The following is a 22887-nucleotide window of genomic DNA, read 5'->3' as shown; positions in this document are numbered from 1 at the left end:
TGTTATTCCTTAGCCAAGTTTTTTGGCAGTGTTTAGTAACAATTCTTTTGTGGCTAGAATACCTGCTTCCTCTGAAAGCCCCTCACCCTCGTATTCCACACCAATATATCCGGTATACCCAGCATTTTTGACAATTTCCAGCATTTTGGTATAGTCAATCTTGGTCTCGTTCCCTGCAGTATCAAAATCGTAGGATTTTGCACTTACCGCTTTGGCATAGGGCATCAATTCTTTGACCCCCGTATACTTATCATATTCTTCCAAACACTTGGACTCATAGTAATCCCCAGATTCCCTTTTGATGCAAAAATTACCAAAATCAGGAAGGGTGCCACAATTGGGCATGTTCACTGTTGCCATAACCTCTGACAAAAGAGCGGCGTTGGACGAAAGTCCTCCGTGGTTCTCCACGATGATATTGATATTCTTCCCTGCTGCATAGGTAGCCAGCTGTGTAAGGCCATCCACGGAAGCAGTTTTCCACGGCTGGGGCTCTTGCACCCCGTTTAAGTTTACCCGGATGGCATGGCAACCCATTGCGGCGGCGGCATCCACCCACTTGTAATGGGTTTCCACTGCCACTCTACGTTGGTCTGTGTCTTCTGCTGCCAAATCTCCTTGACCATCTACCATGATTAGCACATTGCTAAGTCCATACTTTTTGGCGGCTGCATTACACTTATCCACAAAGCTTTTCATGGCCTGATCGGAATAGCCAGCAGCTTCTAGTTCTTTGTTGTAGAGTTGGCTCACATACTCCAAACCCTCAAAACCCCAAGACTTGGCCTTTTGTGCAAAGGTATAGGGGTCTACCTCCTCAAAACGAATCATTTTATTAATGGACCACTGGGCCAATGACAGTTTAAAGAAGGGGTCAACTGGGGCATCCAAGGTTGCTGCTTCATCTTTCGGTTCCTTCTGTTTCTTGTCCTCTTTACAGGCAAAGGTGCCCATTACTGATAATGCGGCACCTGCTTTTGCCGTATGTGTTACGAATTTTCTGCGGTTCATAAGATAATTGGTTAGCTTTTGTCCTTGAGTGCCTTAGTTAAAACTATAACGTTATAGTACTGATTTCTCAATATAGTTAGGGAATAAATGTAGAAAATTAATTTAATATTTAATACTTTTAAGAACTAAACAATGTTAGGACTACATGAGCAAATTCTATTACAACGAGGAACAGGAATCCTATGACGCAATTGTTGTTGGTACTGGTATTAGCGGCGGATGGGCCGCAAAAGAGCTTTGTGAAAATGGTTTAAAGACACTGGTACTGGAGCGAGGGCGCATGGTGAAACACCGAGAGGACTATCCTACGGCAAATCTAGACCCTTGGGATTTTCCCAATGGTGGGGAACCTACGCAAGAGGACATTGCCAAGCAAGAGAAACAAAACAGGACCGGATACACCAACAAAGCAGCCTCAAAACATTGGTTTGTGAACGATTTGGAACACCCCTATAATGAGACCAAACGTTTTGATTGGATGCGGGGCTACCACGTGGGTGGGCGATCCATCATGTGGGGACGCCACAGTTACCGTTTGAGCGATCTTGATTTTACCGCCAACAAAAATGAAGGGGTTGCCATTGACTGGCCGGTTCGCTATAAGGATATTGCCCCATGGTATGACAAGGTAGAATCCTATATTGGCATTTCTGGAGAACTTTTGGGACTCCCACAATTGCCCGATGGACAGTTTACCCCCATGATGCCCTTAAACTGTGTTGAAGAACACGTAAAAAATAAGGTTGCCGAGCATTTTGATGGCAGGGTAATTACTGCTGGACGTGTTGCACACATTACCGGGGACAAAAAATTTGAAGGAGATGGTAGATCCAAGTGTATGTACCGTAACCGATGTATTAGGGGATGTCCTTTTGGAGCTTACTTCAGCAGTGTTTCCTCTACCTTGCCCGCTGCGGAAAGAACGGGGAACATGACCTTAAGGCCAGATTCCATTGTCCACGAAATCATGTATGACCCTGACACCAAAAAAGCTACAGGCGTAAAGGTGATAGATAGGGTAACCAAGGAGACGTTTGAATTTAAGGCGAAGGTGATTTTCCTATGTGCTTCTGCAATAGCTTCCACCTCCATACTGATGCAATCCAAGTCTGACCGTTTTGAAAACGGATTGGGGAATGACTCAGGAGAGCTGGGGCATAACATTATGGATCACCATTTTAAGGCTGGCGCGCGGGGAAAAATAGATGGTTTTGATAACAAATACTATAAGGGCAGGAAACCTAATGGTATTTATATCCCACGGTTTAGAAATGTTGGTGGCAACACCAACATGAAAGAGTTCACCAGAGGTTATGGATATCAAGGCGGTGCAGGAAGAGGTGATTATGAGGATATGGTTGCCGAGGCATCCTTTGGCAAAAGCTATAAAGATGCTATTCTAAGTCCAGGTGGATGGAATATGAACATGCTCGGTTTTGGTGAAATACTGCCTTACCACGACAATAAAATGACCTTGGACTATGAAAAATTGGACCAATGGGGCTTGCCTACGGTAACCTTTGATGCAGAAATCAGGGAAAATGAATTAAAGATGCGTGTAGACATGCAAGAACAGGCAGCAGCCATGTTAGAAAAATCTGGTGCTAGGGATATTGAAACCTATGATGATACCTACGCCCTTGGGCTGGGAATACATGAAATGGGAACTGCTAGAATGGGCAAGGACCCAAAAACATCGGTTCTTAATGCGTATAACCAGGTGCACGCCTGTAAGAATGTCTATGTAACGGACGGCTCATTTATGACCTCTGCAGCCTGCGTTAACCCATCTCTCACTTATATGGCCTTTACGGCAAGAGCGGCAAACCATGCTGTTGAAGAACTTAAAAAAGGAAATATCTAATGGAAAGAAGATCTGCACTTAAAAATATTGGTATGGCTTTTGGCTATGCCGTTGCGACCCCAACCCTAATTAGCCTAGCCCAAAGCTGCAAGGAAAAAATGCCTTATGCGGATTGGACACCTAATTTTTTGCCAAAGGACCAAGGGTATGCACTAGCGCAAATGATTGACGTTATTCTGCCTAGAACGGACACGCCATCCGCAACGGACGTAAACGTTCATGTCTTTATTGACACTTTTGCAAAAGAAGTGTTGCCGGCTGAACAACAAGAGTTTATGAAAATGGCAATGGATACTTTTTTTGATAAGGTTTTAGCCTCTTCTGAAAAGGACTCCCTCTTGGATGTTGAGGGGGTAGATTTTGAACCACTGCTGGCCAAATACCTAAAAAAACGGTCGGACGAAGAAGAAAAAGCCCATCAAAAGACCATTGGCCAATTTATGGAAGCTAAAATAAAAGGTGAGGCCTCCACTTTGGATGAGGAAGTAGCGTGTTTTGCCTTTGCCGATAGTATTCGCGGGCTAGCTACTTGGGGATACAAATCATCTGAATATATTGGAGAGGAAGTTCTGGCATACTTGCCCGTACCCGGCGAATATATTGCCTGTGGGGATGTAGAAGAGCTTACCGGAGGCAAGGCTTGGTCGCTATAGTACCCACCGATGCCCCAATAAGAAAGCCCCAAATTATAAAGGATAATTTGGGGCTTTTTTTAAAATAAACACTATCACACTATGATCCGCACATCAGACAATCATCGTCTGCTTGGCCTTCCTTGGCACGTGCAATCATTTCTTTCATCTCGGCCGGTGTCAACGGCTTAATATCCAAATCTTGTTGGTTTACAGGGGTAGGCTTCACCTCCATGCCTTCCGCCGCTACCGTAGTGGCTACCGGAGCATCCGTCCCAACTGCTACCGGAACTTCTTTTTTCTTGGTATTGTCCAAAGTAAACTTAATGGCGTCTACCGCAGCCTTGGTTCTTAAATAGTACATTCCGGTCTTTAATCCACTTTTCCAAGCATAGAAGTGCATGGACGTTAACTTGGCATAATTTGCATTTTCCATGAACAGATTCAAGGATTGGCTCTGATCGATAAAATAGCCACGTTGCCTGCTCATATCTATAATATCTTTCATACTGAGCTCCCAAACCGTTTTATAAAGCTCTTTAATATCCTCCGGAATACCATCTATATGCTGTATGGATCCGTTGGCTCGCATAAGCTCCTGTTTCAAATTTTCATTCCATAGGCCCAGCTTTACCAAGTCTTCCAACAAATGCTTGTTCACAACAATAAACTCACCGGACAATACCCGTCTTGTATAAATATTGGAGGTATAAGGCTCAAAGCATTCATTGTTGCCCAATATTTGGGAGGTTGATGCTGTTGGCATGGGCGCCACTAGAAGGGAGTTCCTTACCCCATTTTTGGCCACCTGCTTTCTTAACTTTGCCCAATCCCATCTTCCAGACAGTTCCTCATCTTTGATGCCCCAAAGATTATGCTGAAATTCCCCTTTTGAAATGGGGGAGCCTTCATAGGAAGAATAGGTGCCTTCTGCCATGGCCTCCTCCATAGACGCCGTTAATGCGGCGTAGTATAAGGTTTCAAAAATATCTTGGTTGAGTTGTTTGGCCGTATCACTCGTAAAAGGCAAGCGAAGCATAATAAAAGCATCTGCCAAACCTTGTACCCCAAGTCCTATAGGCCTGTGCCGTAGATTGGAATTCTCCGCCTCTTTCACTGGGTAGTAATTCCTATCAATAACCCTATTAAGATTTTTGGTCACACGTTTAGTGACTTTAAAGAGTTCTTTGTGATCAAACTTTCCGTTTTTCACAAACATGGGCAAGGCAATGGATGCCAGGTTACATACCGCCACCTCATCTGGGGATGTATACTCCAAAATCTCTGTACATAGGTTGGATGAACGGATGGTGCCCAAGTTTTTTTGATTGCTTTTTCTATTGGCGGAATCTTTATAGAGCATGTAGGGCGTGCCCGTCTCAATTTGGGACTCCAAGATTTTCTCCCACAAATCCCTGGCTTTTACGGTTTTTCTACCTTTCCCTTGCGACTCGTAGCCTAAATACAGCGATTCAAACTCTTCCCCATGGGTAGAGAAAAGGTTGGGGCATTCATTGGGGCACATTAAGGTCCAATCGCCATCTGCCTGTACCCTTTCCATAAACAAATCTGGAATCCACATGGCATAAAACAGATCGCGCGCACGCATCTCTTCCTTTCCATGGTTCTTTTTTAAATCCAAAAAGTCATAAATATCCGCATGCCATGGCTCTACGTAGATGGCAAAACTACCTTTACGCTTTCCACCGCCTTGATCTACGTAACGCGCCGTATCATTAAATACCCGTAACATGGGCACAACGCCATTGGAGGTGCCGTTGGTACCGGCAATATAAGAACCTGTTGCCCTAATGTTATGGATAGACAACCCTATGCCACCGGCAGACTGACTGATTTTGGCGGTCTGTTTTAAGGTGTCATAAATTCCATCAATACTGTCCTCCTTCATGGCCAACAAAAAACAAGAGGACATCTGTGGTTTTGGCGTGCCAGAATTAAACAGGGTTGGGGTTGCGTGGGTAAAGTATTTCTTGGACATGAGCTCATAGGTCTCCATTACGGATTCCAAATCATTCAGATGGATACCTACGGAGACACGCATTAACATATGCTGAGGGCGCTCTGCAATTTTACCGTTTATTTTTAGGAGGTAAGAACGCTCCAAGGTTTTAAAACCAAAATAATCATACCCAAAATCACGGTTATAAATAATGGTGGAGTCTAACTTATCCGCATTATCTAAAATGACCTTATACACCTCATCAGAAAGGAGGGGTGCTTTTTTACCTGTCCTTGGATTAACATATTCATACAAATCCTTCATGGTTTCAGAGAAGGATTTTTTTGTATTCTTATGGAGATTGGAAACGGAAATCCTGGCGGCTAATTTGGCATAGTCTGGATGTGTGGTGGTCATGGTAGCGGCTATTTCGGCAGCTAGGTTATCCAACTCTGAGGTGGTAACACCATCATACAGCCCTTCTATGACCCGCATGGCCACTTTTACTGGGTCTACCAAACCATTGAGGCCATAACATAACTTTCTGACCCTTGCCGTGATTTTATCGAACATCATCGGCTCTTTTCTTCCGTTTCTTTTTACTACATACATTATTTTCTAGATTTACGCTGTTCTGCGGGTTTCCATGTTTCCTTGGCCATCACATGGATTACCCTATTTTTTTTTGGATGGGGCAGCTAAGGCTTACCACAAATTAGAAATCAGCATCAAAGCTAATTTTTTGTGCCTCGCCATCCTTTTCCTTGTTTAACACCCCTGCTTTTTGATATTCAGAAACGCGTTTTTCAAAGAAGTTGGTTTTTCCCTGTAAGGAGATCATGTCCATAAAGTCAAACGGATTGGAAGCATTATAGACCTTGTCACACTCCAGCTCCACCAACAAACGGTCTGTCACAAATTCAAGGTATTGTGTCATCAACTTGGCATTCATCCCAATTAAACTTACTGGTAACGATTCTGTGATAAATTCCCTTTCTATATTTAACGCATCCACCAAGATTTCGGTGATACGTTCTTTGGGAACTTTGTTGACCAAGTGTTTGTTATGAAGGTGTACGGCATAATCACAATGCATACCCTCATCCCTGGAGATTAGCTCATTGGAAAAGGTTAACCCTGGCATTAACCCTCTTTTCTTTAACCAAAAAATAGAACAGAAAGCACCGGAAAAGAATATCCCTTCAACCGCGGCGAAGGCAATTAAGCGTTCCGCAAAACTTGGCGACTCTATCCATTTAAGTGCCCAGTCCGCCTTTTTCTTGATGGCAGGAAAATTTTCAATGGCCTTGAACAGGGTGTTTTTCTCCTTCTCGTCCTTTACATAGGTATCAATCAACAAAGAATAGGTTTCTGAGTGAATGTTTTCCATCATAATTTGAAACCCATAAAAGAACTTAGCCTCTGAATACTGCACCTCACTAACAAAGTTCTCCGCCAGATTCTCATTTACGATACCGTCAGATGCTGCAAAGAAGGCTAGGATGTGTTTAATAAAGAAACGCTCATCCTCCGTTAATTTGTTGTTCCAGTCTATGGGGTCTTGGTGAAGGTCTATTTCTTCTGCCGTCCAGAAGCATGCCTCACATTTTTTGTACCATTCCCATAAATCATGGTGTTGTATGGGAAAAATAACAAATCGGTCTTCATTTTCTTGCAAAATAGGCTCAACAGCAGCGGACATAGTGTTCTTTTTTTTAATTAGTAATTGATTTCTTGAAAATACCTTACGGCAGGGAGTAACAAAGATTGTAAAATGCCCTAATAAACTAAAGACTGTTTAAGAGAATACTGTCCAAAGTTTTTAACACGAACTGTTGAAATGTAGGTTAGCCAGCGATGTTTATTAGGCTTAGGCCATATAGGCTGTTATCAGCTGATTATCAACAAAAAAGCACAAATAAAAAAGACCAAAAAGTATCAAATACAAATACCTTTTGGTCTAATTAACATAGTTAAAAAACGTACGGCCTTGGTTCGTATTGGTTAAGCTTTTGTTTAGGTAGTTCCCCCGAAACCTAAATCAAAAATTCCCCAAAAAAAAACCAGACTTGTTATCACGGATTAACGTGTTGGTTGGCCGTACGATGGTAATTTTATCTCGTACCCTGATTTTTCTAGAAAGTCCAGCTTTCCTTATCATAGTACATTTACGCAATCAAAAATACCTTACCATGAAGGTTTAAGGATAAAAGTATGTATACCTTGCAGGAAATGATGTGTCAATGGAATTAGGCAGTTTGTGGTCTTTTGGCCTGTCTATGATTATGATGTAAGACTTTTCTTAACTGACCATATTTGTCCAATATTTTCCATCTATAATTTATACTTCACCAACGACACAAGTTTACAAGCACTAAACCAAATAAATCGTAGATTTATAATTTAAGGGGTATGGGATAAACCTTTTTACCAACACAAAGGCGATAATGCTTCTACAATGAAATAAATAGCTATGATAAATGCCGTAATCGTTGATGATGAATCCAAAGCGCTGGAAAGTCTTAGTTGGGAACTGAGCAATCTTAGTGATGAGGTTAAGATTACTGCGAGCTTTACCGATGCGCACGAGGCTTTGGACTATTTGGACAAGAACACCCCAGATTGCCTTTTCTTGGATATTGAAATGCCAAAAATGGATGGTTTTCAATTTATCCAAAACTTGAGAAACAAAAATTTTCCCGTGGTGATTACAACGGCTTACAATCAATACGCACTAAAGGCCCTTAAAAACCAAGCTATTGATTATCTGCTAAAACCCATTGACACGGATGACCTTGCGGAAACCGTTGAAAAAATTAAAAAGTATAATGCCAAGAACCTAACTGCTGAACGGTTAGAAGAAATCCTGATTAATTTTAATGCAAGTTCCGTCCAAAAAAAAATAACCTTAAGCACAGATGGGAAATTATTGTTCTTAGAAAGCAACGAAATTCTGTATGCTGAATCCGATGGAAATTATACCACCATTTATCTACAAGATGGACAAAAAATAGTACTGACCAAAAAACTTAAGGAAGTGAATGAAATACTGCCTTCAGAAAGCTTTTTTAGAATCCACAACTCTTATGTTGTGAACTTGGGTAAAATAAAAGAGTTCCTAAAGACAGATGGCTATGTAGTCTTGGAATCCAAACATAAAATTCCGGTTTCGCGCCAAAAGAAATCAGATTTTTTAGAGCGTTTATAAGCAATCTGCCAGGTGTATCCATTGAATCTAACAGCCCCTTTTTGGCAAAGGCCCCCGCTACAATGTATTATCTGTGCCCTTTTATTGTTATTTTCCCTAAACGCTAAAGGCCAGCAAAAAAAAGCGGACGCCATCATCTCAGAAATCATAACCGCAAAACCCCTAACCTATCAAGAGTTGGATGGTGCTTTTAGAAGTTTTAGAAGGGACAGCATCATTCTTAAGCAATTAATTTCCCGGGCAAAGACCATAAATTACCTAGAAGGACAAAGTTATGCCTATAACCAGTTGGGTACGGTATACCGCAACCTTTCAGAATTTAAAAATTCCATAGCCCTCCATAACAAAGCGCTACAGCTTGCAGACGCTGCAAAGAATATAGAGCTAAAGGTACTGAGCCTAAACATGCTTGGCGTAGTTTATAGGAGAAAAGATGCTATTAAAACTGCGCTAGATTACAGTCAACAGGCCTTAGAGCTTGCAGAGGCCGTTGAAAATCCGTCACATCATATTCTTAGGCACATTAATATTTCTTTAAACGGAATTGGCAATCTTTATTTAACCCTTGGCCAGTATGATCTTGCCATTACCCAATTTAAACGTGCCCTGGAACTGGAAACCCAACTCAACAATAAACTTGGCCTCGCCATTAATAATCAAAATATAGGTGAATGCTACGAGAAAAAAGGTGAGCTGGAAAAAGCACTGGAATTTTACAGAACATCTTTGGCCCTTAACGAGGATATTGACAATGATTATGGCCGCATTATTTGTAAGAACAGTATTGCCCAGGTGTATTTAAAAAAACAAATGCCAACGGCCGCACTACAATTGTTGGACCAATTATTGGAACCCGCAAGAAATTTGGGAGATCAGGCCATTCTTTCCTCCATTCTCATCAATTCTGGCTGGGCCAACATGGAACTTAAAAAGTATGGCATTGCCAGAAACCTCATGATAGAGGGAAAAAAAGCGGCAGAGGATCGCAATATTCCAAGTTTGGTCATGTATGCCAACCAGCGGCTTTCTGAGCTGGAAGACAAAAGGGGAAACCATAAAGTGGCCCTAGCCTATTTTAAGGAAGCCAACGCGTTCGAAAAAAATATCCAGAATGAACGCAACCTCCAATATATTAACGATTTGATACTACGATACGAAAGCGAGAAGAAGAACAATCAAATTTCTGACCTGGCCCAAGAGAACGAACTGGTAAAGCTACGGCTAAGAAAAAACCAGACCACCATTTTGGTCATTGGTCTAGTGGTTGGTCTTTTTGCAACCATAATGTTCATTATGTACAGGCAGTACCAATCCAATAATGAAAAAAGGCTATTAGGTTTAGAGCAGCATATGTTAAGGAGCCAAATGAACCCACACTTTTTATTCAATTCCCTTAATTCCATAAAGTTATACATCATTAACAATGACCAGAAAAATGCAGTCCATTACCTCAATAAATTTTCTAAACTGGTAAGGCGCATTCTGGAGGGTTCTAGCTTAAAGGAAACCGCTTTATCCGAGGAACTGGAAACGGTAGAACTTTATCTAAACATTGAGAATATCCGGTTTTCCAATGAAATCAATTATACCATACAAGTAGAGGATAATGTGGAAACAGAACGCATAAAGATTCCCTCATTGGTATTACAACCCTTTTTGGAGAATGCCATTTGGCACGGTCTTTCCGCAAAAGAAGGAGAAAAGCACCTTAAGGTCCATGTGTCAAAAAAGGACGACAGCCATCTTCAAATCAGTATTGTGGATAACGGGGTGGGAAGAAAGGTCTCAGAACAGCTAAAGGAAAACAGGGTCTTAAAAAGAAAATCCGTTGGTATTGACATTACCAAAGAACGCCTGGCCAATTTCGCAAAAGACTATCAATATGATTTTAATGTAGAAATCATTGATTTATTTCAAAACAACTCGGAGGCCAAAGGGACCAAAATCCTGTTAGAAATCCCTATGGTTTAGTAGGATAATCTTGGGCAACTTGCTCCAATTCCTCATACCAGGCCACTCCAAATTTTCTGACCAATGCCTCCTTGACAAACTTGTAAATGGGCACCTGTAGTTCCGCTCCCAAACTACATGCCGGATCACAGATTTCCCATTTATGGTAATTCACTGCCGTAAATTCCGTGTATGCACGGGTGCGTACGGGATATAAATGGCAGGAAACCGGCTTCTTAAAATCCACAATACCCTCATTATACGCTTCTTCTATACCACATTTAGCGATTCCATTATCCGTAAAAGTGACATAGGCACATTCCTTACCTTGTACCAATGGAGTTTCCCATTCCCCATCCCAGCCTTTAACAAATGTTCCTTGGGCTTCAATGGCCCCAATACCTTCTTCGCGTAAAAAGGGTTTTAGCTTGGGATAAATGTTGGCCAAGATTTCCGTCTCCTCTTCTTCCAAAGGTGCTCCAGATTCCCCTTCCACACAGCAAGCCCCCTTGCAGGCACTTAAATTGCAAACAAAGTTGTGCTCAATTATATCCTCGGAAATAAGTGTTTTGTCTATCTGAAACATCGGCTATTGTCTTAACGCAAATTTAATCAACTCCTACGTCATCCAACACAAAAGATTCCACGTAGATTTGCAAGATTTTTAAACCAAACAGAAAATGAACTTTAGTGTAAAGGAAATAGCAACGGCCAGCATGGTGCTTTTTGCAGTTATCGATATTTTGGGCAGCATACCAATCATTATCTCGCTAAGAAAAAAGGTAGGACATATCCAGTCCGAAAAAGCTTCATTGGTAGCCATCCTTCTTATGATTGCCTTTTTGTTCGTGGGCGAAAGAATCTTAAGCCTTATTGGCATTGATGTACATTCCTTTGCCGTGGCCGGTGCCTTTGTAATCTTTTTCTTGGCCATAGAAATGATTTTGGGCATTACGCTCTACAGGGATGAAGAGCCAGAGACGGCATCAGTGGTACCCATTGCTTTTCCACTTATCGCCGGTGCGGGAACGCTCACCACTATTCTTGCCCTACGTGCAGAATATCATGTGGAAAATATCATCGTTGCCATTCTTGTAAACAGCCTATTTGTGTATTTGGTGTTAAAATCCTCCAAAAAAATAGAAAAACTCCTCAGCAAGAACGGTTTAAGTGTGATAAGAAAGGTTTTTGGCGTAATTTTATTGGCAATATCGGTGAAGTTGTTTGCTTCCAATATCAATGAATTATTCTAAGGTCTTAATTTAACGTTATGAACAAGACATTTACCCTAATTTTAATTGTAGTTGCATTGGCACTGGCGGGATATAACGTTACCCTTTTAAACGTTGAGGCCATCCTTGAAGGGGACAGTTTAATTGCCTGTATCGGGATTTTGGCATCCCTTTGCGCCGTGGTGCTATTGTTGATTTACCATACTTCCAAAAGGATAGCCGATAAAATCAACTAATCCTTAATTGGGTAAAAGTGCAGCATCTGCACCCATGAGGTCAAGAACGTTTTTATCAATCTCCAAGACTTTTTTGAGCATTTTATCCTGCGAGGCCTTAACTTTTAAAGCAGCATTTGGAGAATACAGCTGCTCTGCTAGATTTGCTTTTAAGTAAGATTTTATCCTGCTTTCGTTTCCGTAATAATCGAATTTTATAGGTGGTTTGGCATTGAGCAGATAGTCAATGAAGCGCTCAAAAATAATATCATCTACCCGATATTCCTCCATAAACTCCTTCTGGGGATAGGACTTAAACCGTGTCCTATCCTTCTCTAAAAATTTAAACACAAAATCCGAAAAGTACCCGGTGGCATCCAAACTCTTGATGCGTTCTTCATCCAAAGAACCAATGGGCACAAAAACGTCCGGTATAATTCCGCCACCTCCATAGACTATTTTACCTTTTGGGGTGGTGAATTTTAAGGAATCGGCCACTTTAATGCTATCCACGGAGACCAACTCCCCGCTGTTGTAGCGATCCATGTATTTTTGGTAATAATCCTTATGGCCTTTTTCATAGGATTTTTGAATGGATCGGCCTGTTGGGGTGTAGTACCTAGACACCGTTAGCCTTACGGCAGAACCATCTCCCAAATCCATTTCCCGTTGCACCAAACCTTTACCAAAAGACCTTCTGCCCACTATGGTACCAATATCATTGTCCTGCAGCGCGCCGGCAATGATTTCACTGGCAGATGCAGAGCGTTCATTGATCAAAACGTACACGGGCTTGTCCTCAAAGGTGCCTCTGCTCGTGGCAAAGGCTTTACTGATCTTACCCTTCTTATTTTTCGTAAAAAGAATGAGTTTGCCATCTTTTAGAAACTCGTCCGCCATTTTCTCGGCAACCCCAAGATACCCTCCAGGGTTGTCCCGTAAATCCAAAACCAATTTTGTAGCACCCTGTTTTTGTAGATTGGTCAAGGCTTTTTTAAATTCTTTAAAGGTAGATTCCGCAAAACGGTTTATTTTAATGTACCCCATTTCTTTATCCAGCATAAATTGTGCCTCTACGCTCTTAATGGGCACCACATCCCGCTTTACCAAAACATTAAAACTTCTATCCTCACTTTTACGGTATACATGCAACTTTACCGTGCTGCCCAACTGCCCTTTAAGCCTATCCACAATCTCGCTGTTGGGTATTCTTTTTCCAAAAATGGTATCCTTATCCGCCATTAAGATCTTATCCCCGGCCAAAATACCCCGTTTGGCACATGGCCCGTTCCTTATGGTGCGCACCACGGTAAGGGTATCTTTAAACATATTGAACCGAATCCCAATACCTACAAAATCGCCTTTCATATTTTCTGATACAGCGTCCATTTCACTTTTGGGAATATATACGGAATGGGGATCTAACTTACCTAAAATATTGTTTACGGTAATGTCCACTATGCTGTCAGTGTCAATATCATCCACATATTCGTAATCAATATAATCTATTAACCTATTGAGCTTGTCTTTTTTGCTATTGGTGGAAAATAGCCGTTCTGGGGTATCGTTAAAATGAAGTTTACCCCCTATAAAGATGCCAAGTGCCAATGCCAATGCAAGGATGGTAGGTAAGATATAACTGTACTTGTTTTTCATTTGGGGTTAAAGGATGTATTAAACCATTTCTTCTAAAATAGGTAAATGGTGCGTTGCCACACCAGCGCGTTTTAAAAACTGCAACCCGGAACCATCTTTGTAAGCATGTTGATATACCACTCGTTTTATTCCGGCCTGGTGCACAAGCTTGCTACATTCCCTGCATGGCGATAAGGTGATGTACAAGGTAGCACCTTCACAGGACTGTGTAGAAGCGGCAACCTTTAAAATGGCATTGGCCTCCGCATGTAAAACATACCATTTGGTATAGCCCTCATCATCCTCACAAAAGTTTTCAAAACCTGTTGGGGTTCCGTTGTATCCATCAGATATGATCATACGGTCTTTTACAATGATTGCACCCACCTGTTTGCGCTTACAATAAGACAACCTGCCCCATTCCCTTGCCATGCGCAAATAGGCCTTATCGTATTTTTCTTGTTTGCTTTCTTTCATGAATGCTCTGGGAAATCATTTAAATATACCTGCTTTGAAAACGACGCACAACCCTATTCGGGTAATTTTAACGATTCTCTTAAAAGGGAAACGTCTCTATGAGCATGGGTATTGTGATAAAAAAGATAAGTGCGGACATGGCCATAATAAAAATGCGCTGTTTCATACCAACCATGGATTGTAGCACATAGGCCACCAACAATGCGAACAAAATGACGGCAACTTGGGAAATTTCTATCCCGGAGGCAAAACCCAAGAGCGGCGTAACTTTATGCTCTTCCTCTGCCATGAGCATATTAAAATAGTTGGAAAAACCAAAGCCATGTATCAATCCAAAAAATGCCGTGGCCAAGGCTTGGAAGTAAATTCCGGTGTTATGTTCTTTTTTAATGACCTTTGAAAAATTAAATAAGGCCGTAAATGCAATGGTCACGGGTATTAAAAACTCAATCAATCCTACATCTACCGAAACTATCCCGTACACGGAAAATGCCAAGGAAGTGCAGTGGGCAATAGTAAAAATGGTAGCCAACACTACCACTTGTTTCCATCGCTTAAAGGTAAAAGGCACGGCCAGAGCCGCTAAAAATAGGATATGGTCATAGGCACCAAAATCCAGCACATGCTCCAATCCTAATGTTGTGTATAACCAAAAGTCTTGCATTTGATTCGTTTTTAAGTTGATGGTTTATAATTTTCATTACTGCCGTCCAAACCGCGCCATCGTGATCACTTTTTAGTTTATCCCGTCTACAGAAATCATCCATTATTCTTTGAGAAAGGAAAAATCAATCAACTTGACTATGTCCTTGCATGCTTCTTGAACCATTTTATTTACTGAAGGCTTTGGATAATGCAGCTTTGGGAATTAACAGCCAACGCTCACAAATCCTGGATGTTTGGTGCGCAATTTAATTCATTCATTTCCCTACATATCTTGGTGACAGCATCAATTGCCTATTCATTTTTTTAACTAATGCAAATTTATCCCTTTCATATGGAAGCTACTTTGGTATTTTGCCTACTGCCTTATTCGCGCTTTATTCTTACACGCCTTATTGACCCTTAGGTTCTAAAATTAACTCATTCCCCGTTCTTTCTGTATCAACTCATAAGCTTTCTGAACTTCTTTAAATTTCTCTTCTGCCCCTTTTTTTATGGCTTGATCCTCTGTGACCACCTTATCCGGATGGTACTTTTTAGCCATGGTACGGTAAGCCTTTTTTACATCATCATTGGATGCCGTCGGTTCAATTTCCAGAATTTTATAGGCGTTATCCGCAGATTTTACAAACATCGCCATGATACTGTCATAATCCACGTTTCCAATGCGCAGATAGCCCGCCAATTCCTTTAACTTGTTAATTTCCGCACTACTGATCTGCCCATCTGCTTGGGCTATGCCAAACAAAAAATGTAGGAGTTGCAACCGTACTTCATACCGGGTACGCTGGTTTAAATATTGGCAAATCCGTTGGGCAGATACTTCCCTTTTTTTGATGACCTCATTAAACGTCCTAAAAATGGCATTGGCCTTTTCTTTGCCATACGTACTCAAAAAATATTGACGCACATAATCCAGTTCCCCCTGACTTACCTGCCCATCCGCTTTAATAATTATAGAGCAAAGGGACAGCAGATTGATCTCAAAATCTGCCGGTGAAACCTGCTGTTGGGTAAATTCGCGAAAAACGCTTCTGGGGCCGCTACGCCCCGTTGTATTGAAATTATCAATAAAACTACCCAACAAAAAACCTAAAATGGCTCCTGGCAACCGTAAAAAAGTATATCCCAGTATGGCGGCAAACCACTTGATCATGCTCCAAAAATTAAAGCTGTAAAGATAGGCGATTGCAGCCAAAGCAGAATAATAAGGCTTTGTTAACAGTCCCGGAAAAATGTACAAATGCACTATCTTTACCTTCGATAAAAATAAGACTATGTATCCTGAAGAATTAGTAAAACCCATGAGAAACGACTTGGCCTCTGCCGGGTTCCAAGAATTATATACCAGTGAGGCCGTTGAAAATGCCTTAAAACAAGAAGGCACCACTTTGATCGTAGTGAATTCCGTTTGTGGCTGTGCCGCTGCCAATGCACGTCCCGCTGCAAAATTAAGCTTGCAGAACGACAAGAAACCGGATCACATCACCACCGTTTTTGCCGGGGTGGATACAGAAGCCGTAAATGCGGCAAGAGCCGCTATGGTCCCTTTTCCACCGTCATCACCAAGTATGGCACTCTTTAAGAATGGTGAGTTGGTGCACATGATAGAAAGACACCACATTGAGGGAAGGCCTGCTGAAATGATCGCCGAAAATTTGGTAGAAGCGTATAATGAGCATTGTTAGGTCACGCCCAACCTTATCAAAAAAAGGAATTCTATATCAAGACCATCTGCCCATAGCGGATGGTTTTTTATTTTTGCGGCATGGTAAAAATCCTTTCCTACCCCATCACCTTGTTGTTCTTCTTGGCCTTTGGGGCTACCTTGGTCATTTTTCATCCTATACAGTGGCTAGCACTCAACCTTTTTGGGTACCAACCACAGAAACGCACCGTAAGCGTCCTTAATTGGTTTTTAATGCGTTGCACCAATATCCTGGGAACACGGTATCAATTTGAAAATATCCACGATATCCCAGAAAACAGGCCCTTGATCATAGTTACCAATCACCAAAGCATGTATGACATTCCGCCTATTATCTGGTATATGCGAAAGTACCACCCAAAATTTGTGGCAAAAAAAGAATTGGGCAAAGGCATCCCCAGTGTATCTTTTAACCTAAGGCATGGCGGTTCTGCCCTTATAGATAGAAAGGATGGGCGCCAAGCTATAACCGAAATTGGAAAGCTGGGCACCTACATTGAAAAACACAAAAGGGCCGCGGTCATTTTTCCAGAAGGCACCCGAAGCCGAAACGGCCATCCCAAACCTTTTAAACCTATGGGGCTAAAAATGCTGATGCGCAAGGCTCCTTCCGCACTTATTGTTCCCATTACCATAAACAATTCATGGAAACTGCTTCGGTATGGGCAATTCCCGATGGGCTTAGGAGCCTATGTGAAATTTAAGGTACATCAACCCCTAGAGATCACTCCGGATGTGGATGGGCTTATCACACAAATTGAGCAAATCATCATCAAAGACATTGTAGCCTAATGCATACAGTAGATCTAATTGAACAAACCACACATTTTGTCAAATCCAGACTCAAGGATGCTGAGGCAGGACACGACTGGTTTCATATACAACGTGTCTTTAATACCACCCTTTTAATTGCAAAAGAAGAACAAGTAAATGTTTTGGTGGTTAGCCTTGCCGCACTTTTGCATGATATAGCAGACGCAAAATTCCATGATGGGGATGAGACCATTGGACCCAAAATAGCGAAAGACTTTCTAGGTGAACATGAGGTAGCCCCTGATGTTGTGAACCATGTAGTGAACATCATAACACATATCAGTTATAAAAACTCCTTGGAAAAAGGTGGCCAAAAATTTCATTCCAAGGAATTGGATGTTGTGCAGGATGCAGACCGTTTGGACGCCATTGGTGCCATTGGTATAGCTAGGGCATTCCACTACGGGGGCTTTAAAAACCGAGCGCTCTACAACCCGGAAATTGCACCAAACCTTAGTATGGGAAAGGAAGCTTATAAAAAATCCAAGGCGCCTACCATTAACCACTTTTATGAAAAACTATTGCTCTTAAAAGACAAAATGAATACCAGGACAGGAAAGAAAATTGCGGAACAACGCCACCAGTTCATGCTGCAATTCTTAACGCAATTTTATAAGGAATGGAACGGTGGAAACTTATCCTAGGTCAACAATGATAGTTTTTCCTATTCTAAGATTGCATCCCTGAAATAAAAATCTAATTTTTAGTATCTTCCATGCATTAAATCAGATACAACATCCATGGAAAGAAGAACGTTTATAAAAAATGCTGCTGCAACCTCAGCTGCATTCACCATTGTACCCAGTTTTGTTTTAGGAAAGGGCCATGTCCCGCCAAGTGATACCCTTTATGTTGGGGCTTTTGGTGTTGGTGGTCGAGGCAGAGGCGTGATCAATGGCTTAAACGAAACGGGGAAGGTAAAGTTTGTAGCCATGTGCGATGTTGATGATAGACAGGCAAAGGACACCTATGCTACTTTCCGCAATGCTAAAAAATACAAAGATTTCCGTAAGGTGTACGACAACCACCTTAAAGACATTGATGCCGTCATGGTAGCCACCCCAGACCACACCCACGCTAGCATAGCTTTGCCGTTTATGCGGGAAAAAAAGCATGCTTATGTAGAAAAACCGCTCACCCATAATATCAAGGAAGCTAGATTAATGACCAAGGTGGCCGCTGAAAATGGCATTGTAACGCAAATGGGGAACCAAGGGGCTTCCAGTGATGATAGCCGTATTGCCCGGGAATGGGTAGAGTCCGGAATCATAGGAAAAATACATACCATTGATTGTTGGACAAACAGACCCGTTTGGCCGCAGGGCGTTCCAGTGCCTACAGAAAGGCAACGGATTCCCAAAGGATTGGATTGGGACCTTTGGCTAGGCCCGGCAGAAATGCGGAATTACAATGCGGCCTATTTACCATTTAAATGGCGCGGCTGGTGGGATTTTGGTACAGGAGCCCTTGGCGATATGGGCTGCCATATTATGGAAACGCCATTTAGTGTCTTGGACTTGGGCTATCCTACCGAGGCAGAAGCCAGTTGCACCACCGTATGGGTAGGTGATTTTATAGAGGCAGACTATAGCCCCTCTTGCCCACCGTCCTCTAAAATTCATTTAAAATTTAAACATGATCACCACGGTGACATTCAACTCAATTGGTATGATGGTGGCCTAAAACCAGATTTACCAGATGAACTTAAAGACAACGAAACCATTGGCAATGCTGGTGGTGGAACCATTATGTATGGCGATAAGGGTACCTTGATTACGGATACCTATTCAATGAACGCCAGGCTTCTTCCTTCAGAGATGATGGACCTCTACAAAACCCCTGCAGCCAAATACCCAAGGATTCCCGGTGGAACAAGTGGCCATATAGCAAATTTTGTGGATGGATGCCTAAACGGGGCCGCTACATCTTCGGATTTTGCAAAAGCGGGACCATTGACAGAAACGGTTTTAATGGGGAATTTAGCAGTAAAGGCATATCAGTACAAAATCCTGAAAGAAGGAAAAAAAGTAGGTGATTGGGACCCCTACCAGTATCCCGGACGCAGAAAACTGCTATGGGACGGGGAGCGCATGAAAATCACCAATTATGAGAAAGCCAACGAGTGGGTAAGCAGGGAGTATAGGCCTGGTTGGGAAATTACCTAAAATATCCTAAAGGGCTACCCAACTGCTGGGCTATTCCAAACCACCCACGAAGCGTCCAAACAATAATACCGCCTAAATGGAAAACCAATTTCTTAAGAATTTCCGAATTTTCGGCTATCTTAAGGTAAGGATAATGAACGCGCATCGTACTTGCAGAGGCTTACTTTTGTTATTATCCTGTTGTTGCCTATGTACTTCCGCTGCGCAAGACACTTTGGTGCCCACGTATTGGAAAATTTCTGATATCAACAGCATAACACTTCCGGTGAACGCCAGTACCCAACTGCCGTATACAGGCCAAATGGAGCTTTCTGGAAGAAAGGTTTCTAGCATTATTGATTATGAGATAGATTCCCTTGGTGTGTTGCGCGTAAACCGCGATGTCATCTTTCCGCAGTTACGGACCTATCCAAGATCCAACGAACCCGAATGGAAAAAGTACCGGGCTTATTTCAGGAGAAACTATTCGGACGCCATTAGGCCTAAAATCATCCTAAACGACACGCTTCTTGTGCCGTCCCAAATAGATTCCGTCACAATTTCAGGAATGCTTCGTTTTTATCATAGCCCCATAAAGGACATTCAAATAATCCGGACCTTCTACCCTTCCATGGACCAGCGCTTTATTGTGGAGGAGTACCAGCTTAGCAATACCTCGGACAGCGTAAAGACCCTTAAATTTTCTAACGTATCGCTAACGCAAAAAGAGCTTGGGCACAAGGGCAACTACACTCACCAAGCCTTTAGCACGGCCTTGGACAGCATTCAACTGGCCAAAAACGAAACGTATAGCTTTCCAATCTACTATGGTGCCACCCTTGATGAAGAGAGGAAATCTAGCTTTAACCACCAACAGGCCTTACGGACAAGACAGTCTTTTTTAGATGAAATGTATTCTAAATTGCAATTGGAGACCCCGGACCCAGTCATCAATACCTTTTTCTATTTTTCCAAAATTAGGGCGGCAGAAAGTATCTTTGATTCTTCCATGGGTATTGTACACTCCCCTGGCGGAGGCAATTATTATGCCGGTGTCTGGGCAAATGACCAGATTGCCCATAGTGGTCCATTTTTTCCTTTTTTAGGATACGTGCAAGGAAATTTAGCGGCCTACCATGCTTATGTTAAATTTTTAAAACATCTCCCTAAAGACGGTTCCCGCCTGCCGCACGCCTTTGAAATGGATGGAATGTTGGTTATGGACCATTTGGACAGGGGTGCTGCTGCCATGGTGGCCTATGGAACATCATTATATCTATTGACTTCTGGAGATGAAAGGGATGCAGAAAAATTATGGCCCTTGATCACCTACGCCATTGAATACTGTCACGACATGCGCAATAAAGATGGTGTGGTACAAGCTACTTCAGGAAAGAGCAATTTAGCAACATCGAGTCTGTACTTCGGTGGGCTGGTATATGCATCCCGCTTAGCGGCAGAATTGGGCAAAACGGTGAAACAAAAGGTTTTTCAACGGCGTGCAGAAGTACTGAAACAGGATATTGAAAACTACTTTGGGGCTGTCCTGGACGGATTGGAGACCTATAGGCAGGATGACGGCAACACCCAACTTGGTCATTGGATTTCCCTGCCCTTGGCCATGGGCATTGACGATCGTAAGGAAGGAACACTACGTGCACTTTTTGAGCGTTTATGGACACCCAATGGGGTCTTGGTCCAGACCAGTACAAATATTCCGCAAAAAGAATCGGTGATTTTGGACAGGGCAACGCTCCATGCCTTACGCGGTGCCTTTAGGGTGGGCCTGGTGGATACTGCCTATGCCAAACTAGCGGCCTATTCCAAAAAGAGGTTGTTGGGGGAACGGGCACCTTATGCCATTGAAGCCTACCCGGGACATATGACAAAACAACTTTCTACGGAAAGTGCCCTGTACTGCCGCATCATTACAGAAGGTGTACTGGGCATGGAGCCCATTGGCTTTAAAACTACGGAACTACGTCCCAAACTACCGGAAGCATGGAATTTTTTGGAACTAAAAGACGTCTACATATCAGGGAAGCCCCTGACCATTACCCTTAATAGAGTGGAGCGCACTAATACCATACAAGTACAGATTCGGATACAGGGAAGAACGGTGTTGGACAAAAACATTGTAAATGGTGACCCATTACTCCTACGGTTTTTTTAGACATCCATCACATTTACGGGTTCACACCCAGCCATGCCGGATTTATGTAAAGCTTTAGTGGCAACCTTACACATATCATTGCCAGACTATTAGGTTAGTAGTAATCTGTTGTTCAATGGCTTAAGCTTGCCGTTGACCAAGTTTTTTTTGAGTTGGCACAAGAAAGGATACTTTTGTTCACCTATGGTAAAACCGGTATGGAACATATCAAAAAAGGAGCTGCTTTTTCAGGCAGTGCTCTTGGTAATGGTGTTTCTCTTTTATTCGTTTGATCGAAACGCCCCTGGGTTCAAATTTCACCAACTGGTCTTCTTTTCTACCTATGTCATCGCATCCATCATCATTGGATTCTATCTTATGCCTAGGTATTTATACCGTCAAAAATACATTCCCTTCACCATTTTTGTCCTCATTATCATAGCAGTCCTCATTGTCTTGGAAGAACTGATACTGGAACCGCTCTTTTTTCCCGGTACCAGAAGGGCATCTTCCTTTCCTGGGGTTATTTATTCCATGCTTGGGGTACTTCCTGTACTCACCGTTTTATCAGGGTTTAAATTTGGCTGGGACGCTTTGCAAAAACAACAGGAGATTGAAAAACTGGAGAGCATCATTGAGGAGGGAGAACTACAATTTTTACGATCCCAGATCAATCCACATTTCTTATTCAACAACCTTAACAACCTGTACTCCTACGCCATACAAGGTTCTGAAAAAACCCCACAAATCATACTAGAGCTCAGCGGCCTTTTAAGATACATGCTTTACGAATGCAAAGAAAAATATGTGCCCCTTTCAAAAGAACTACAGCAACTACAGAACTTTATTGCCTTGAGCAAGTTGCAGATTGAGGAGCGCGGCACAGTGACGTTTAACGCCTCCAAGGAGGCAACTGGACATAAAATAGCCCCGCTGATATTGATAGTGTTTATTGAAAATGCTTTTAAACACAGCCAAGCCGGACAATCCAACGATATCAGCATTAAGATTGATGTAACTTTAAAGGGCGATACCTTACATTTTACGTGTATCAACAACCACGACAGCGGGGAGCAACACAAAAGTCTAAGCAGCGGTATTGGACTGCAAAACGTAAAAAAGCGGTTACATTTGAGTTACCCAAACGCACATGAGTTAAATATCCATGAAACCGATAATGAGTACGCGGTGGACCTGAGTATTGAACTGACAAAAATTTAAAG

The 22887-nt window shown here is 42.3% G+C and carries 20 protein-coding genes; 12 read left to right on the top strand and 8 right to left on the bottom strand.

Annotated features, from left to right (window positions below):
* Window positions 1-9 precede the first annotated feature (9 nt).
* Window positions 10-1011, bottom strand: coding sequence for a sugar phosphate isomerase/epimerase family protein (locus I595_RS07295; protein WP_054558781.1), 1002 nt, complete (start codon window positions 1009-1011; stop codon window positions 10-12).
* Between the two features lie 145 nt (window positions 1012-1156).
* On the opposite strand from I595_RS07295, the gene I595_RS07290 reads away from it, so the two are divergent.
* Window positions 1157-2875: a GMC oxidoreductase gene (locus I595_RS07290; RefSeq protein WP_054558780.1), complete on the top strand. Its 1719-nt coding sequence runs from the start codon at window positions 1157-1159 to the stop codon at window positions 2873-2875.
* On the top strand, window positions 2875-3528 hold the full coding sequence (locus I595_RS07285) for a gluconate 2-dehydrogenase subunit 3 family protein (RefSeq protein WP_054558779.1): 654 nt from the start codon (window positions 2875-2877) through the stop codon (window positions 3526-3528). Before I595_RS07290 ends, I595_RS07285 begins: the two co-directional genes overlap by 1 nt.
* Before the next feature lie 79 nt (window positions 3529-3607).
* Here I595_RS07285 and I595_RS07280 read toward each other — a convergent pair whose 3' ends face one another.
* Both I595_RS07280 and I595_RS07275 read right to left on the bottom strand, forming a co-directional pair.
* Window positions 3608-6079: a ribonucleoside-diphosphate reductase subunit alpha gene (locus I595_RS07280; RefSeq protein WP_054558778.1), complete on the bottom strand. Its 2472-nt coding sequence runs from the start codon at window positions 6077-6079 to the stop codon at window positions 3608-3610.
* A gap of 103 nt (window positions 6080-6182) precedes the next feature.
* The gene (locus tag I595_RS07275) at window positions 6183-7169 is read right to left on the bottom strand and encodes a ribonucleotide-diphosphate reductase subunit beta (RefSeq protein ID WP_054558777.1); all 987 of its coding nucleotides are present in this window, start codon (window positions 7167-7169) and stop codon (window positions 6183-6185) included.
* 771 nt (window positions 7170-7940) lie between these two features.
* On the opposite strand from I595_RS07275, the gene I595_RS07270 reads away from it, so the two are divergent.
* The gene (locus tag I595_RS07270; protein ID WP_054558776.1) at window positions 7941-8675 is read left to right on the top strand and encodes a LytR/AlgR family response regulator transcription factor; all 735 of its coding nucleotides are present in this window, start codon (window positions 7941-7943) and stop codon (window positions 8673-8675) included.
* Between the two features lie 84 nt (window positions 8676-8759).
* Complete coding sequence (locus tag I595_RS07265) at window positions 8760-10646, top strand: tetratricopeptide repeat-containing sensor histidine kinase (RefSeq protein ID WP_245628248.1); 1887 nt, start codon at window positions 8760-8762, stop codon at window positions 10644-10646.
* Here I595_RS07265 and I595_RS07260 read toward each other — a convergent pair.
* Complete coding sequence (locus tag I595_RS07260; protein ID WP_054558774.1) at window positions 10636-11211, bottom strand: DUF3109 family protein; 576 nt, start codon at window positions 11209-11211, stop codon at window positions 10636-10638. The two genes, I595_RS07265 and I595_RS07260, sit on opposite strands and share 11 nt — an antisense overlap.
* A 94-nt stretch (window positions 11212-11305) precedes the next feature.
* Between I595_RS07260 and I595_RS07255 the strand changes: the two genes are divergently transcribed.
* On the top strand, window positions 11306-11878 hold the full coding sequence (locus I595_RS07255) for a MarC family protein (RefSeq protein ID WP_054558773.1): 573 nt from the start codon (window positions 11306-11308) through the stop codon (window positions 11876-11878).
* Window positions 11879-11895: 17 nt separating this feature from the next.
* On the top strand, window positions 11896-12093 hold the full coding sequence (locus tag I595_RS07250) for a hypothetical protein (RefSeq protein ID WP_054558772.1): 198 nt from the start codon (window positions 11896-11898) through the stop codon (window positions 12091-12093).
* A gap of 3 nt (window positions 12094-12096) precedes the next feature.
* On the opposite strand, the gene I595_RS07245 is transcribed toward I595_RS07250, so the two are convergent.
* From I595_RS07245 to I595_RS07230, 4 genes are all read right to left on the bottom strand, one after another.
* Complete coding sequence (locus I595_RS07245; protein ID WP_054558771.1) at window positions 12097-13728, bottom strand: S41 family peptidase; 1632 nt, start codon at window positions 13726-13728, stop codon at window positions 12097-12099.
* An 18-nt stretch (window positions 13729-13746) separates the two neighbouring features.
* Window positions 13747-14184: a deoxycytidylate deaminase gene (locus I595_RS07240; protein ID WP_054558770.1), complete on the bottom strand. Its 438-nt coding sequence runs from the start codon at window positions 14182-14184 to the stop codon at window positions 13747-13749.
* Window positions 14185-14263: 79 nt separating this feature from the next.
* Window positions 14264-14848 (bottom strand): HupE/UreJ family protein, encoded by a 585-nt coding sequence (locus I595_RS07235; RefSeq protein WP_054558769.1) that lies wholly within the window; start codon window positions 14846-14848, stop codon window positions 14264-14266.
* Between the two features lie 414 nt (window positions 14849-15262).
* Entirely contained in the window at window positions 15263-16003 is a 741-nt protein-coding gene (locus I595_RS07230) for a TerB family tellurite resistance protein (RefSeq protein WP_054558768.1), read from the bottom strand.
* A gap of 121 nt (window positions 16004-16124) precedes the next feature.
* Between I595_RS07230 and I595_RS07225 the strand changes: the two genes are divergently transcribed.
* The 6 genes from I595_RS07225 (at window position 16125) to I595_RS07200 (ending at window position 22885) form a co-directional block, all read left to right on the top strand.
* Entirely contained in the window at window positions 16125-16535 is a 411-nt protein-coding gene (locus I595_RS07225; RefSeq protein WP_054558767.1) for a BrxA/BrxB family bacilliredoxin, read from the top strand.
* A gap of 80 nt (window positions 16536-16615) precedes the next feature.
* Window positions 16616-17347, top strand: coding sequence for a lysophospholipid acyltransferase family protein (locus I595_RS07220; RefSeq protein WP_054558766.1), 732 nt, complete (start codon window positions 16616-16618; stop codon window positions 17345-17347).
* Entirely contained in the window at window positions 17347-18012 is a 666-nt protein-coding gene (locus I595_RS07215; protein WP_054558765.1) for an HD domain-containing protein, read from the top strand. Before I595_RS07220 ends, I595_RS07215 begins: the two co-directional genes overlap by 1 nt.
* 96 nt (window positions 18013-18108) lie before the next feature.
* Window positions 18109-19533 (top strand): Gfo/Idh/MocA family protein, encoded by a 1425-nt coding sequence (locus tag I595_RS07210; protein ID WP_054558764.1) that lies wholly within the window; start codon window positions 18109-18111, stop codon window positions 19531-19533.
* Between the two features lie 133 nt (window positions 19534-19666).
* Window positions 19667-21685, top strand: a complete 2019-nt coding sequence (locus tag I595_RS07205; protein ID WP_157449676.1) for a glucosidase family protein — start codon at window positions 19667-19669, stop codon at window positions 21683-21685.
* A gap of 183 nt (window positions 21686-21868) precedes the next feature.
* Window positions 21869-22885, top strand: a complete 1017-nt coding sequence (locus I595_RS07200; protein ID WP_054558762.1) for a sensor histidine kinase — start codon at window positions 21869-21871, stop codon at window positions 22883-22885.
* Window positions 22886-22887 lie beyond the last annotated feature (2 nt).

Source organism: Croceitalea dokdonensis DOKDO 023, assembly GCF_001306415.1.
Classification (GTDB): Bacteria; Bacteroidota; Bacteroidia; order Flavobacteriales; family Flavobacteriaceae; genus Croceitalea; species Croceitalea dokdonensis.
This window is presented reverse-complemented; position numbering and strand designations above follow the sequence as displayed.